The following is a 15,383-nucleotide window of genomic DNA, read 5'->3' as shown; positions in this document are numbered from 1 at the left end:
AACCTTAACGCCATGCAATGGAATGATTGGCCTCCAAGCGATCCGGCGCTTATGCCGGGTTACGAAGCGTGGCGAGCTGGAAAACTCGAGGATGCCCGGTTGTTCTTTCAGGAAAGTGCAGAGAAGCAACCGGATTGTGCCGATGTCTGGCGTGGGTTAGGCAATGTTGCCTGGTCCGGCCAGGATTTTACGGTCGCGCTTACCCATTTCAGCGCAGCGTTACGCCTGGCACCGTGGAATCCGATGCACTGGGGTAATGTGGGCTTGGTTCGCCGTGACCTTGGCGAACCGCAGGCCGCAATATCGGCCTTTCGCGTTGCGCTCGGCCTTGATCCGGAATATGCGCCGGCACTCAATGAATGGGCAAATGTCTTATTCGATGTGGGTCGCTATGCGGAAGCATTGCCGCTGTATGATGCCTCACTGGCAATCGACGGTAATCGAGCGGTAATACATCACAACAAGGGAGTCTGCCTGCGCTATCTGGGAAGATTGCCGGAAGCAGTACGCTATTTTCGCGCCGCGTTGATACTGGACCCTGGTTATCGCTATTCCCTGGAAGAACTGCAGCGCCTGGAGAAAACGTAGGTGCCAAACAATAAAACCAGTAAACAGGAAACCGCGCCCTATGACGTCGTGATCGTGGGCGGCGGTATTGCCGGCTTGTATTGTTGCCATGAGCTGATCAAGAAAAAGGAATTACTCAAGATCAACAGCATTCTCCTTCTTGAAGCTTCGAATCGATTTGGAGGCCGAATAGAAACCTGGTCCTTGTTGAGGGCCAATGAGAATAACGGCGAAACCATCGGATTCGACGATACGTGGGATCCATGCAACTGGGATTTTAGCAGCGGCAAACCCGATCCTCTTGAACCACAGGGCGACAAGAAATCTCCCTTTAAAAGCCCTGTAGAGAAACGGTCGATACTACAAGACGGCAAAGTCGTTGAGACGCTGTCACGGACGGAATATTTTCGCGCTGAATTTGGACCCATGAGGATTGACCCACGCGATCAGCCTTTATTGCAGGCCCTGCTTGGCGAACTGGAAATCAGGGAACCCGTTCCGGGCGAGGAGGAAAGCCTGGATGATCTGATACCGTTCTCTTCGTACGTATCGGAAGACCCGATGGAACCGCGGTTTACCCTTCACGAAGAGGAAGCCAAACAGAAAACGCCATTTGACCTGATGATACTGGCGCTCAGGCGCATCTTCGAACTTGTCGATCTCCCCGATATAGCCAGCCCCTGGGAGACCAGCGCAGCCAATGAGCAATGGAGAAATTTAAAGGACGAATCTTTTTTTTATCGCCATTACTGGAAAGGGGAACTGCTCGAATGGATCCACAATATTACTGACGACGACCTGGAGGTCATTAGAAAAAGTGCGTGCTTCAGGGATCAGCCGCTTTGGAACCTCGGTTTCTGGAATGTGCTCAGTGATGTGCTGAGCCATTACGCTGTTGTCAAGATAAGGGATTGGGGAAGTTATTATCACTTTGTCCACGAAAATTTGAATGCCGCGGAATGGATAATTTTCTGGCTCAGGGCGATTCGAAGCACCGGATCGCTTCGCGGCATTCGCGGCGGAATGAGCCGGATCATCTGGAAGCTTCTGGAGAAGCTTCATAAGGAAAGAGAAAATAATCCGTCATTGTGTATTCAGAAAGGCAGGAAAGTATCGGGCCTCCAATTCAATGGCGACGAGATCAGCGTCTTGGTTGAGGATGAGGAAGAACCCATCAGGGCGCGGCGGGTTATTCTGGCTTTGCCTAAGCGCCCACTCGAACAAATGTCCTGGAACGGACGACCCCCGCAAAAAAGACTCAAGGAAGCGCTAAATGCCGTGGCCGGCCTGCCGTTGCTGAAATGCTTCTTCGTTATCGAGAAACCCTGGTGGGAAGATAACAGGCCGCTTAACCGTAGTGCCGCAGATATACCTACGCGAGAACTGCTCTACGTAAAAAGTAACGATGGGACCAAGGGGCTGATCATGGTGTACACCGACCGCCCTGCCATCACATTCTGGTCGGATTACCTGAGGACGACGGAATCAAGTCAAAACCAACCCGATCAGGCGCCGACGGAAGATCCTCAGCTCCAGAGCCAGGACGTGGCCAGGACCTGGTTCCTGAAGCTGGGAAAAGGATCCTCTCATCCGGATGCGCCAGACGCGGCCGAATCGCTCTATTTCAGCGACAAAAGCCGGATTATCGTGAAAGAGGCGGGATATCCCCGATTGTGGCGGCGTTTTGTGCAGTTTGCGCGCGACTATGAGCACCATGATTTTACCCAGGATCGCCTTCTTGCCTGCGGGATGCGCGATTGGGGCAAGGAACCTTTTGGTGCGGCCGCGCATGGATGGCTACCAGGCGTGATGTCCTGGAAGCATATCGAGTTCCTGGAGGCGTTTTCCCTGAATCCGGATTCCTCCGGAAAAAGGAATGTTCACGTCTGCGGGGAAGCGTTTTCCGATTACCAGGGCTTCATCGAGGGCTCGCTTCGATCGGCGAGGCGCGTTCTACGCAGCATGGAGAAACAGGCAAAGTCAATTGGCTGAGATGAGCTCCGCTATCGCGCTATGGAAGTAAGGGTGGCCTAACGCCTGGCGACGGTTGGGGATGATTGGGGATGGTTGGGGCAAATGCCCGCAGGGGCGTGATAGAATCAACCTCCACCTCAAACGTAGCGCTGCCATGAACGAAACTCCTCGCACCAAATTGCTGGAAGAAATCCTCGCACGCCGCATCGTGCTGCTGGACGGCGCCATGGGAACCATGATCCAGAGCTACAGGCTCAATGAAGCGGATTATCGTGGCGCTCGCTTTGCCGATTTTCCCCATGACATCAAAGGCAATAACGATCTTCTGACGCTCACCCAGCCGCAGGTTATCCGTGCCATCCACGATGCCTATCTGGAAGCGGGTGCGGATATCATCGAGACCAACACCTTCAATTCCACTGCCGCCTCGATGTCGGATTACCACATGCAGGATCTGGTATACGAGCTCAATTTTGCCGGCGCCAAACTCGCGCGGGAAGCGGCACAGGCGATGGAGGCGAAAACGCCGGAAAAACCGCGCTTTGTCGCGGGCGTGCTGGGGCCGACCACCAAGACGGCATCGATCTCCCCGGATGTCAATGACCCGGGTTTCCGCGGCATTACTTTCGATCAACTGGTGGCGGATTATTCCGAATCCATTCGCGGCCTGATCGATGGCGGCGCGGATATCCTGCTGGTCGAAACCATATTCGATACGCTCAATGCCAAGGCAGCGCTGTTCGCCGTGGATCAGTATTTCGAGACGCACGGCACAAGATTTCCCGTGATGATTTCGGCAACGATTACCGATGCTTCGGGACGTACGCTTTCCGGGCAGACGCCGGAGGCTTTCTGGAATTCCGTAAGTAACGCGCGGCCATTGTCGGTCGGGCTCAACTGCGCGCTGGGAGCGGAGTTGATGCGTCCCTATATCGAAGATTTGTCGAGGGTGGCCGGTGTGCGTGTCAGCGCGCATCCCAATGCCGGCCTGCCCAATCCGCTGGCTGAGACAGGCTATGACGAGTCGCCTGAATACACCGCGGGTCTGATAAAGGATTTTGCGCAATCGGGTTTCGTCAATATCGTCGGCGGCTGCTGCGGTACGACACCCGCCCATATCAAAGCGATTGCGGATGCGGTAAACGGTATCGCGCCGCGAGTCATACCCGATATTCAAAAAAAATTGCGGCTGTCCGGCCTGGAGCCGCTTGCTATCGGCGATGACTCGTTATTCGTGAATGTCGGCGAGCGAACCAATGTCACCGGCTCGAAAGCTTTCGCCCGCTTGATACTGAACAATAATTATTCGGAAGCCCTGAGTGTTGCCCGGAACCAGGTGGAAAATGGCGCGCAGATCATCGACATCAACATGGATGAAGCGATGCTCGACTCGCAGAAGGCGATGGTTACGTTCCTGAACCTTGTCGCCGCCGAACCGGATATCAGCCGCGTGCCCATCATGCTGGATTCGAGCAAGTGGTCGGTGATCGAAGCGGGACTGAAATGCATTCAGGGCAAGGCAATCATCAATTCCATCAGCTTGAAGGAAGGCGAAGCGGAGTTCATCGAACATGCGAAGCTTGCGCTCCGCTACGGGGCAGCGGCAATTGTCATGGCGTTCGATGAAGAAGGCCAGGCCGACACGCTTGCGCGCAAAGTGGACATCTGCACGCGCTGCTACCGCATTCTGGTGGATCAGGTAGGCTTTCCGCCCGAGGACATCATTTTTGATCCCAACGTTTTCGCGGTCGCCACGGGCATCGAGGAACATAATAATTACGGCCTGGATTACATCAATGCCACGCGCCTGATCAAGCAAACCCTGCCGTATGTCAAGGTGAGCGGCGGCGTGTCCAATGTGTCGTTCTCTTTCCGCGGCAACGAACCGGTGCGGGAAGCGATCCATACTGCTTTCCTCTACCATGCGGTTCGCGCCGGCATGACCATGGGCATCGTCAACGCCGGGCAGCTTGGCGTTTATTCGGATATCCCCAAGGATCTGCTGGAACGGGTCGAGGATGTGCTGCTGAACCGCCCCCCAAAAGAAGGTGGAGACGCAAGCGCCACCGAGCGGCTGGTGGAATTTGCCGAAAGCTTCAAGGGACAGACCAAGGAGAACATTGAAGACCTTGCCTGGCGCAACGAATCGCTGCAGCAACGCCTGACTCACGCGCTGGTAAGGGGTATCACCACTTACATCGTGGAAGATACCGAGGCGGCACGGCTCGAAGTCGCTGAGGCAGGCGGGCGCCCCATCCAGGTGATCGAGGGGCCGCTCATGAACGGGATGAACGTGGTGGGCGACCTGTTCGGCTCGGGCAAGATGTTTTTGCCCCAGGTGGTCAAGTCAGCGCGCGTCATGAAGCAGGCGGTGGCGCACCTGCTGCCGTTTATTGAAGCGGAAAAGAAACTGCTGGGCGATTCCAGGCCCAAGGGCAAGATCGTGATCGCCACGGTCAAGGGCGATGTTCATGATATCGGCAAGAATATCGTCACGGTAGTCCTTCAATGTAACAATTATGCCGTAGTGAATATGGGCGTAATGGTGCCTGCTGCACAGATTCTGGAAATGGCGCGGCGTGAGCAGGCCGACATGATCGGGCTGTCGGGCCTGATTACGCCCTCGCTGGAGGAAATGGCGCATGTGGCGAAGGAAATGGAAAGGGAAGGTTTTACCATTCCTTTATTGATCGGCGGGGCAACCACTTCGCGTGTGCACACTGCCGTGAAAGTGGCTCCCCATTACAGCGGCATTACCGTGTGGGTCCCGGATGCGAGCCGCGCCGTGAGCGTGTGCAGTAATTTGCTGTCGGAGGATCTGAAGGCGGGTTACGTGGAGAAACTCCAGGCCGAGTACGAAAAAGTGCGCGCCCAGCATAAAAATAAAAGAGGGCCTGCGCCCATGCTATCCATAGCGGATGCCCGGAAGAATGCTTTTAAAATCGATTGGGAGAGCTATACGCCGCCTGAACCGGATTTTATCGGCGTAAGGTCCTTGAAAAACTATCCACTGGAAAAACTGGTGCCTTTCATCGACTGGACGCCGTTCTTTCAGGCGTGGGAATTGTCCGGCCGGTTTCCGGCAATTCTGCAGGACGAGGTGGTGGGAGAAGCGGCCACCAATCTGTACCGCGACGCCCAGGACATGCTGAAAAAAATCGTCGAGCAGAAGTGGCTGACAGCCAATGCCGTGTTTGGCCTTTTTCCCGCCAACACGGTCAATGATGACGACGTGGAAATCTACACGGATAAGGCTCGCACCCGGTTGGCGATGACTTTTCACAATTTGCGCCAGCAGACCCAGAAACCGGCCGGGCGTCCAAACCTGTGCCTGGCTGATTTCGTCGCGCCCAAGGAAACCGGTATAAAGGATGCCATCGGGGCATTCGCGGTGACTGCGGGCATGGGGATAGACGCGCGGATAAAAGCATTCGAGGAGGCGCATGACGACTACAGCGCAATCATCCTGAAGGCGCTGGCGGACCGTCTGGCCGAAGCTTTCGCCGAGCACATGCATTGGCGGGTACGACGTGAATTCTGGGGTTTCGCCAAAGACGAAGACCTGGATACCGAGCAACTCGTCGGCGAAGAATATCGTGGCATCCGCCCCGCGCCGGGCTATCCTGCCTGCCCCGATCATACCGAGAAGGGGCCTTTGTTCGAAATGCTGAAAGCACCCGAAAATGCGGGCATTATCATCACTGAATCCTACGCCATGGTGCCTACTGCGGCGGTATCCGGTTTTTATTTTTCTCACCCCGATGCGGATTATTTTGCGGTAGGCAAAATCGGCAAGGATCAGGTGGAAGATTACGCGAAGCGCAAAGGCTGGACGCTGGAGGAAACCGAGCAATGGCTGGCACCCGTCCTCGCATATGATCGATAACTACGGTCGAAAAAGTGAATTGTCGGCCGGCTGACTGCGGGCATGCGGTATTCTGCAGAAAGGTGATGCGAGACGAGTCGATCAGCTCTTCATGCGGGTGATTTTCACCACTTCGGGAATACGCCTCAAGCTGCGTATCACTTGCGCCAGATGATGGCGGTTGCGGACCTGCAACATGAAATTCATGGTGGTGTACGTACCCTCTCCTTCATCTTCGTCCATGGCAACATTGTCGATATTGGATCCGGCCTCGGCGATCGCGGCAGCCACTCTCGCCAGCACGCCACGTTGATCGGCCACCAGCAGCTTGATGCTGACCTCGAACTGCCTGCTGATATCCTTGCCCCAAGCCACGTCCAACCAGTTTTCCGAGTTACCGCGGTTTTTCAGGGCGGCCGGGCAGTCATGGGTATGAATCACAAGCCCCTGATCTTTCTTGATAAAACCAATAATGGAATCCCCCGGGATGGGGCGGCAGCATTTCGCAAACTGCACTGCCATGCCCTCTGTGCCAAGTATGGTGATGACGCCTCCAGTCCCATTCGGGCCGGAGGCGGATTCTCCCGGAACCGCCAGCCGCCTGGCAATTACCGCCGGCAGGTGCTTGCCCAGTCCCATATCCGCCAGTAAATCCGTCCTGGATTTAGCCCCGCTCTCGCGCGCCAGTTTTTCCCACTGCACCGCGCTTATCGTTTCGGGATCGACCTTGAGCGAAATCAAAGCTTGATTCAGCAGGCGTTCCCCCAGTTTGGCCGACTCTTCATATTGCATGGTCTTGAGAAATCGGCGGATATGCGAACGTGCCTTGCCGGTGCCCACGTAATTAAGCCAGGCAGGATTGGGTTTTGCATGTGATGCGGTCACGATCTCCACACGGTCGCCGCTTCGAAGCATGGTGCGCAATGGCGCATTTTCACCGTTTATTTTTGCCGCCACGCAGCAATCGCCGATGTCGGTATGCACTGCATAGGCGAAGTCCACTGCGGTGGATTCTTTCGGTAGCGCCAATATCTTGCCTTGAGGCGTAAATACGTAGACCTCGCCGGGAAACAGGTCAACCTTGAGATGTTCCAGGAATTCCAGCGAATCGGTGGAGTCGCTGAGGGTTTCCAGCAGGCTCTGCAACCACTGGTGGGTTTTCATGTGCAGGTCGTTGAGATCCGCATCCGTACTCTTGTAGAGCCAGTGAGACGCGACGCCTGCCTCGGCGATTCGATGCATTTCGGGGGTACGAATTTGCACTTCGATGGGCGTGCCGTAGGGTCCCCACAAGGTGTTGTGCAACGACTGGTAGCCATTTCCCTTGGGGATGGCGATATAGTCCTTGAATTTTCCGGGGATGGGGTTGTAGAGGCTGTGCAATGCGCCCAGTGCGATATAACACGAGGGTACGTCCTTGACGATGACGCGAAAGCCGTAGATATCGAGGATCTCGGAAAATGTGAGATTCTTTTCCACCATTTTCGTGTAGATACTATAGAGCTGCTTTTCTCGCCCCGTCACCTCGGCATCCAACCCTGCCACTTTAAGACGCTGCTTGATCGTATCCAGGATTTTCGTGACCATTTCCCGGCGATTTCCGCGGGCCGCCTTGGTGGCGTTGGCCAGAACACGGTAGCGCGTCGGGAACAGGTAACGAAAGCTTAAATCCTGCAGTTCATGATAGATATTGTTGAGCCCCAGCCGATTGGCGATAGGGGCATAGATTTCCATGGTTTCGCGCGCGATACGGCGCCGTTTCTCTGCCCGCATCGCTTCCAGCGTACGCATGTTGTGCAGGCGGTCCGCCAATTTGATAAGTATGACGCGCACGTCCCGCGCCATGGCCAGCAGCATTTTGCGGAAATTCTCCGCTTGCGCATCCGCATGGGTCTGGAACTCGATCTTGTCGAGCTTCGAAACGCCGTCCACCAGATCCGCAACCGATTTGCCAAATCTATTACTGATCTCGGCTTTGGAGACATGCGTATCCTCCATCACATCGTGCAGTAGCGCGGCTGCCAGCGTCTGGGTGTCCAGGCGTAATTTGCCGAGTATGCTGGCTACCGCCAGCGGATGGGAGATATAGGGTTCGCCGGATTTTCGGAATTGCCCGGAGTGGGCACTTTGACTGAAAAGATAGGCGTTCTGAAGTTCGGAGACATCCTCGCGCTTAAGATAGCTTGACAGCTCGCGAAAAAGGAAACTCGCCTCAGGCAAGGTAGCAGAAGAATCCGGCAGACCTCGTGCTCGCATCGTCGTTTCCTTGATTTCCCTGTTATACCAGTACAGTTTTTTTCAGGACGGCATCACCTTCATGGCAATCGATAATTCTTTTCTACAAATGCTTATCCGTGTATTCAAGCAGGCTTTTTACAAGAAAGCTCAGGTCCATTCAAAAATCAAATGGGACCCGTTGTGAGAAGTTCAACGCCCACTCTTCCTTGTGCAAGTTCGCGCAATGCGATGACGGTGGGTTTATCCCGGGCGGGCTCCACCATGGGGGTGCCCCCCACTGAAAGCTGTCTTGCGCGAACGGTCGCGACCAAAGTCATATCGAAGCGGTTGGAAATTCTTTTCAAACAATCGTCAACGGTAATACGCGCCATGATCTTGCCTCTGCTAATGTATAGAAATTGAAGTATAGAATGCCCCACCAACTAAAGGCAACCTGCGAAAGAGAAGTGTAGCGCCGCCAGCCATTTGACCGGACGTTGGAATTATCGTCGCTTATGGAGAAGGCGTTCTGCCGAGTTGCGACACCAGACCACGGTGGCGGGCAAGCTGTTTCGTCATTCTCAAGCGCTCGGCTTGTACAATGCACTTCAAATCTTGTAATGCCTTGTCCAGCCTGTCATTGATGATAACATAGTCATACTTGCCGGCATGGCTGATTTCGTCGCGGGCCGCCGCCAGGCGCCGTCCGATCGCTTCGAGACTATCCTGAGCCCGTTGCCTCAAACGCATTTCCAGCACCTCGAGCGAAGGGGGCAGAATAAAAATTTTTACTGCCTGAGGAAAAACCTTCTGCACCTGATGAGCGCCCTGGCTATCAATTTCCAGCAGAACGTCGCGTCCCGAAGCTACGGTTTCGTTGATCCAACGTTTTGAAGTGCCGTAGAAATTTCCGTAAACTTGCGCACTTTCCAGAAACTCGTCCTGTTTCAGCCTCTGCTCGAAAATCTCCCGGCGTATAAAATGATAATCGCGCCCGTCGATTTCTTCAGGACGCGCCGGCCGCGAGGTGTATGAAATTGACAGGCTCAGGTCGATACCGGTTTGAAGCAGGGCTTTGACCAGGCTGGTTTTTCCCGCGCCTGATGGGGCACTGATAATATATAAGTCACCCGGCGTTATGATCATATTGAAGTTAACCCTACAGTATTAACGCACGGTATCACCCCCCAGTTTGCTGGTTGCGGTGCTCCCCTCTTGTCAGCCTTTTTATAGCAGCGCTGTCGCTTGATTATCAAGTGTGCTGCCAAAGTTTAACAGCTTCGGCTCATTCCAACCAAGCCGACTGATCCGGTTAATCCAATCAATGCTATTAATCCTGAATCCGGCAGGTGGACGGGGCGGATTCAGGATTAATGCGTACGAACCCAGCGCACAATATCCTGTGTTGTCAAAGCACCGGCCTGCCGCGCTACTTCATGCCCATCTTTAAACAGAATCAAAGTAGGGATACTGCGGATGCTGTATTGCGTACCTAGCGTCTGCTCGGTATCGGTGTTTACCTTGGCTACACGGACAAGCGGCTCCAGCATCGCCGCAGCTTGCACGAAGGCTGGAGCCATCATCTTGCATGGCCCGCACCACGGCGCCCAAAAATCCACTACCAGCGGTATATCATTGTGGTCTAGGTGTCGTGCGAATGTGGACGTGGTGAGCTCTACCGGATGGCCCGTGAACAAAGGCTGGTGACACTGCCCGCAACTGGGTTTCTGGTCGAGTCGCGCAGTCGGCACACGATTGATCGCTTGACAGTGAGGGCATACGAGGTGAGAGGAGTCGCTCATGGAGTTCGTATATCGCAGTGATTGATTACTTGATCAGATGAGGACGGTCCGCCCGACCTTCAAGATGTCATTTATCTACGCCCGGCCTTTTTTTGATTCACGTGGGCTGACAAATTTTAATCTCATGTCCAACCCTCATCTCTAATTCTTGCAGCGGCTGCAAAAAGTATCCCAAAGATATCCCATCTTCGCTTTGTGGCAAAACCGACCTCATATTATCTCTGTGGCTTAGCGCACGGATATAAGCGTGAAAAGGCAAATAATATGGATGCTCTATCTCTATATGAGGGGAACGCCATGAATAGTATAACTTCCTGGATTATTTATATTGTAATACTTGTTACCGGCTTGGGCATTCTGGGAATAGGTTGGGTATAAGTCATCGCCTCGGACCCATAAACGCCGTGGAGTGCTGCTCGGGCCAATTTAGGAAGAGAAAGCCGGAGACTTTTAACGCCCCCTCCATTCACGCTCATAAATTGTCACTCAATATTCTGCACCTGCTCACGCATTTGCTCGATCAGGACTTTGAGTTCGATGGAAATTTTCGATACTTCCGCATCTACCGATTTTGAACCCACCGTGTTGGCTTCGCGGTTGAGCTCCTGCATCAGGAAATCCAGCCGTTTGCCGATTGCGCCGCCTTTGCGCAAAACCCGTTCCACTTCTTCAAAATGGGTCTGCAGGCGGGACAATTCCTCGTCTACATCGATTTTGCCGGCGAACAATGTCAGCTCTTGCCGGATACGCTCATCATCGCAATTTATCATGGCATCGCGCAAACGGGCTTTGACCTTTTCCTGAAATGCCACAAGCAAGGCGGGAATACGCGGTGCTACTTCTGCTGCCAAGGAACGCATCCTGGAGAGGCGCTCAAGCAGGATGACTTTAAGTTTTTCGCCTTCGCGGGCACGTGCCGCCGCCAACTCATGCAGGGCAGCGGCCAGCAATTCCAGGCAAGGTTCACGCAGGCTCTCTGCCGGCAGTGAATTGGCCCTCAACATTCCGGGCCAGCGAAGGATATCCGCCACCTCGAGACCGTGGGCGTCGGGTAACGCAGCCCTGACAGTACGGTTCAGCGCCAGTAGTTTTTGCAACAGGTCAGCGTTGATATGCTGCAGATCTTCGATATTCGCGATCCCGGAAAAGCTTACGCGGCATTCGATTTTTCCACGATTCAGTCGGGCGGTCAGAAATTCACGCATCGTCACTTCCAGCAAGCGGAATTCGTCAGGCAGGCGGAACTGGATATCCAGATAGCGGTTATTAACCGAGCGTAGCTCCAGATTCAGTGAACCTTGTGGCAATTCGCGGGCAACCACGGCATAGCCGGTCATGCTGTAGATCGTCGCTAACTCATCCACTGACAGGTCCTGATAGGTTAAAATAGGGAGAGATGGGGATTATCGCATATGATCGTCGCAGACATGCAGGACGAGTTTGCACCCTTACCCCAATCGCCGGTAAAACGCCGTCGTTACAAAATCATCTAGAGAATCACAACCATGCGTCCCAGCAATCGCACGCCGGCTCAACTTCGTCCGGTTCAAATTACCCGTCATTACACCAAGCATGCTGAAGGTGCGGTGCTGATCGAGTGTGGCGATACCAAGATATTATGTACAGCCAGCCTGGATGAGAAAGTACCCCCGTTTCTACGTGGAAAAGGGCAGGGCTGGCTCACTGCGGAATATGGCATGCTGCCACGTTCCACTAACGAGCGCATGCAGCGCGAAGCAGCCAAGGGCAAACAATCCGGGCGCACGATGGAAATCCAGCGTCTCATCGGGCGCGCATTGCGCTCAGTAATGGATTTGACGAAACTGGGCGAGCGCACCATCCAGATCGATTGCGATGTCATCCAGGCCGATGGCGGTACACGCACCGCCAGCATTACCGGGGCTTTTGTCGCGCTGCACGATGCGGTAGAAAAGCTGTTACGCCAGCAGATGATAGATGCTACGCCGATACTAAGTCATGTTGCAGCGGTCTCGGTCGGTATGTACGAAGGCGTGCCGGTGCTCGATCTCGATTATCTTGAAGACTCCCGCTGCGACACCGACATGAACGTCGTCATGACCGGCGATTCTGGCCTGGTGGAAATGCAAGGGACTGCGGAAGGGGTGCCGTTCAGCCGCCACGACCTGGACGCCATGGTAGATCTGGCGCAGCAGGGGATACAGGAATTGATCGCAATTCAAAAAGCGGTATTGGCCGCCCGATAAAGAGCTGATATGCAAAAACTGGTAATCGCCAGCAGTAATTCGGGTAAGTTGCGGGAAATCGGCCAACTGCTGCAGCCGCTGGGGATCGAGGTATTGCCCCAGTCTGCGTTCAATGTTACTGAATCGGAAGAGCCGTATTGCACTTTCATCGAAAATGCCCTCGTCAAGGCACGCCATGCCAGCAGATGCACCGGGCTGCCGGCTCTGGCGGACGATTCGGGTATTTGCGTGAACGCCTTAAATGGCAAACCGGGCATTCTATCGGCACGGTACGCGGGAGAACCCAGGTCGGACGAGCGCAATAATCAGAAGCTGGTCGATGTGTTGACAGACGAAGCCGACCGCAAAGCTCACTATTACTGCGTAATCGTGCTCTTGCGCCACCCCGACGATCCGCAGCCCCTTATTGCCGATGGAAGCTGGCATGGTGAAATTGTGCTTCGACCGCGTGGGACCGGGGGCTTTGGGTACGATCCTTATTTTTTTCTGCCGGATCTCGGTAAAACTGCTGCGGAGCTTCCGGCGGAGCAGAAGAATCGAATTAGCCATCGCGGTAAGGCACTGGCTCGGCTCGTTGAAAGAATCAGCGAAGAGATGCTCTGAGCCAGGACTGCGTCCTGGGATCGGCGAAAAGATTGATCCGGCTCACAAAGCATGGCGTTGTTGGTTTGGATGCCGGGTCAAGTCCGGATGACAAAATTCATATTGTTTTCTTGTAGGATCGATAATTTCAATCATCGCTAAAACGATATTTTCTTTTGTTTGTCATCTCTCCTATTAGTCATGACAACAATTATTTCTCCTGCACTCATACTGGGTTCTCAGTCGCCGAAGCTGAAATCGCTGCCCCCGTTAAGCCTGTACATTCATATCCCATGGTGCATGAAAAAATGCCCCTATTGCGATTTCAACTCCCATGAGGTTCGCGATCAGAATGGCGTGCCCGAGGCTGAGTATGTGGCGGCGCTTATTCGTGACCTGGAAGCGGCGCTGCCGCAAGTTTGGGGTCGCAAGGTGGTCAGCGTGTTTTTCGGCGGCGGCACTCCAAGCCTGTTCAGTGCCCGGTCCATAGACGAAATCCTCGGTGCCGTGCGGGCCTTACTACCGCTCGAACTTTTCGCCGAGGTGACGCTGGAAGCCAATCCCGGCACTTTCGAGGCACAAAAATTCGCCGATTTTCGAGCAGCTGGAATCAATCGCTTATCTATCGGTATCCAGAGCTTCAACCCCAGGCATCTTAAATCTCTGGGCCGAATACACGACGATAACGATGCGCAGCGGGCCGTTGAGATCGCCCGGAAAAATTTCGACAATGTGAATCTCGATCTGATGTATGGCCTGCCGAACCAGACGCTGGAGGAAGCCCGCAACGATATCGAGACCGCGATCAGATGTGATGTTGCGCACATCTCGGCCTATCATCTGACGCTGGAACCCAACACGCTGTTTCATCGCTATCCGCCGCCATTGCCCGACGATGATCTGGCTGCGGAAATGCAAATAATGGTCGAGCAAACCCTCGAGCGAGAAGGCTATGTCAATTATGAAACTTCAGCGTTTGCCCGATTGGGCCGAGAATCGCATCACAACATGAACTACTGGTTGTTCGGCGATTATCTTGGGATCGGGGCAGGCGCGCATAGCAAGATAAGCTTTGCCGACAGGATCGTGCGCCAGATACGCTACAAGCAACCCGGGGAGTACCTCGCCAAAACTGCCCAGGCCACGCCGGATGCCGGCCCACCTGTCATGGAACAGCATGAAGTAGGGCGGAACGACCGTGGGTTTGAATTCATGATGAACGCGCTACGTCTTACCAAAGGCTTTGCCACGGAAATGTTCACGGAACGTACCGGCCTGCCCATCACCCGCATCCAGCGTCAGCTTGACGAGGCCGAGCAACGAGGCCTGATTACACGCGATTATCGACGCATTGCGCCTACGCTCACCGGCAGGCGCTTTTTGAATGATCTGTTGCAAATCTTCCTTCCCGAGAAAAGCAACGACAAGGTATAGCTCGTTACTTTTTTCGGAATATCAAATCCCACACCCCGTGTCCTAACCGCAAACCACGCTGTTCGAATTTGGTCAAAGGCCGGTATTCAGGACGTGATGCATAATCAATAACGGTATTGGCCAGCTGCGGTTCACCGCACAATACCCGCAATATTTGATCCGCATATTCCTCCCAATCGGTCGCGACGTGGATATAACCGCCGGGCTTCAGATGCCGGCACAGCAGCGCAACAAATTCCGGCTGTATCAATCGGCGTTTGTGGTGTCGGGCTTTGGGCCAAGGGTCGGGAAAAAAGATGTGCACGCCGTCCAGGCATTCCGGCGGCAATGCGTGTTGCAGCACTTCCACTACGTCATGCTGGACAATGCGTATATTCGTCAGCCCAAGTTCTTCGATTTGCTTGAGCAAACTGCCGACGCCGGGTGTGTGAACCTCAACAGCGAGATAATCGTTCTGTGGATGCGCCTTGGCGATAACGGCCGTCGTCTCACCCATGCCGAAACCAATCTCCAGGAATCTGAGCGCGCGCCTGCCGAAGATGGTTTCGAGATCGAGCAGGCTTGTCGCAGCACTTTCGGTGAACGGAACGCCATATAGGGGCATCAATGTTTCGTGAGCGCGACGCTGCGCATTCGAGACACGACCCTGGCGGAGAACAAAGCTTCGGATGGGACGATGCTCTGCCATTTATAAGGAATCTGAAAAACCGGCAGTGA

General features: G+C 54.3%; 12 protein-coding genes. 6 read left to right on the top strand and 6 right to left on the bottom strand.

Annotated features, from left to right (window positions below; translation table 11 throughout):
* Positions 1–12 precede the first annotated feature (12 nt).
* The 3 genes from BLP78_RS08725 to metH all read left to right on the top strand — a co-directional run bounded on the left by BLP78_RS08725 (position 13) and on the right by metH (position 6,427).
* Positions 13–588 (top strand): tetratricopeptide repeat protein, encoded by a 576-nt coding sequence (locus BLP78_RS08725; protein WP_090458463.1) that lies wholly within the window; start codon positions 13–15, stop codon positions 586–588.
* Positions 589–2,559 (top strand): flavin monoamine oxidase family protein, encoded by a 1,971-nt coding sequence (locus BLP78_RS08720; RefSeq protein WP_090458462.1) that lies wholly within the window; start codon positions 589–591, stop codon positions 2,557–2,559.
* A gap of 136 nt (positions 2,560–2,695) precedes the next feature.
* A complete protein-coding gene (gene metH / locus BLP78_RS08715; protein WP_090458546.1) occupies positions 2,696–6,427 on the top strand; it encodes a methionine synthase in 3,732 nt (1,243 codons plus the stop codon).
* Positions 6,428–6,508: 81 nt separating this feature from the next.
* Here metH and BLP78_RS08710 read toward each other — a convergent pair whose 3' ends face one another.
* The 5 genes from BLP78_RS08710 to BLP78_RS08690 form a co-directional block, all read right to left on the bottom strand.
* Positions 6,509–8,662 carry a RelA/SpoT family protein gene (locus BLP78_RS08710; protein WP_090458460.1) on the bottom strand — a complete coding sequence of 718 codons (2,154 nt, stop codon included), beginning with the start codon at positions 8,660–8,662 and terminating at the stop codon, positions 6,509–6,511.
* Between the two features lie 146 nt (positions 8,663–8,808).
* The gene (rpoZ, locus tag BLP78_RS08705) at positions 8,809–9,015 is read right to left on the bottom strand and encodes a DNA-directed RNA polymerase subunit omega (protein WP_090458458.1); all 207 of its coding nucleotides are present in this window, start codon (positions 9,013–9,015) and stop codon (positions 8,809–8,811) included.
* Positions 9,016–9,136: 121 nt separating this feature from the next.
* Positions 9,137–9,769 (bottom strand): guanylate kinase, encoded by a 633-nt coding sequence (gene gmk, locus BLP78_RS08700; protein ID WP_090458456.1) that lies wholly within the window; start codon positions 9,767–9,769, stop codon positions 9,137–9,139.
* A gap of 224 nt (positions 9,770–9,993) precedes the next feature.
* A complete protein-coding gene (gene trxC, locus BLP78_RS08695; protein WP_090458454.1) occupies positions 9,994–10,425 on the bottom strand; it encodes a thioredoxin TrxC in 432 nt (143 codons plus the stop codon).
* A 482-nt stretch (positions 10,426–10,907) separates the two neighbouring features.
* Positions 10,908–11,762, bottom strand: a complete 855-nt coding sequence (locus BLP78_RS08690; protein ID WP_090458452.1) for a YicC/YloC family endoribonuclease — start codon at positions 11,760–11,762, stop codon at positions 10,908–10,910.
* Positions 11,763–11,930: 168 nt separating this feature from the next.
* On the opposite strand from BLP78_RS08690, the gene rph reads away from it, so the two are divergent.
* The 3 genes from rph to hemW all read left to right on the top strand — a co-directional run bounded on the left by rph (position 11,931) and on the right by hemW (position 14,666).
* Complete coding sequence (rph, locus tag BLP78_RS08685; RefSeq protein ID WP_090458450.1) at positions 11,931–12,650, top strand: ribonuclease PH; 720 nt, start codon at positions 11,931–11,933, stop codon at positions 12,648–12,650.
* Positions 12,651–12,659: 9 nt separating this feature from the next.
* Entirely contained in the window at positions 12,660–13,253 is a 594-nt protein-coding gene (gene rdgB / locus BLP78_RS08680) for an RdgB/HAM1 family non-canonical purine NTP pyrophosphatase (protein ID WP_090458448.1), read from the top strand.
* Between the two features lie 180 nt (positions 13,254–13,433).
* Positions 13,434–14,666 carry a radical SAM family heme chaperone HemW gene (gene hemW, locus BLP78_RS08675; protein ID WP_090458446.1) on the top strand — a complete coding sequence of 411 codons (1,233 nt, stop codon included), beginning with the start codon at positions 13,434–13,436 and terminating at the stop codon, positions 14,664–14,666.
* A 4-nt stretch (positions 14,667–14,670) separates the two neighbouring features.
* Here the strand turns inward: hemW and trmB are convergent, their stop codons facing one another.
* Positions 14,671–15,354 carry a tRNA (guanosine(46)-N7)-methyltransferase TrmB gene (trmB, locus tag BLP78_RS08670; RefSeq protein ID WP_090458444.1) on the bottom strand — a complete coding sequence of 228 codons (684 nt, stop codon included), beginning with the start codon at positions 15,352–15,354 and terminating at the stop codon, positions 14,671–14,673.
* Between the last annotated feature and the right edge of the window lie 29 nt (positions 15,355–15,383).

It is taken from the genome of Nitrosospira sp. Nsp1 (genome assembly GCF_900100985.1).
GTDB lineage: Bacteria > Pseudomonadota > Gammaproteobacteria > Burkholderiales > Nitrosomonadaceae > Nitrosospira.
The sequence above is the reverse complement of the archived record's forward strand: the minus strand, read 5'-3'. Positions and strand labels throughout refer to the sequence as shown.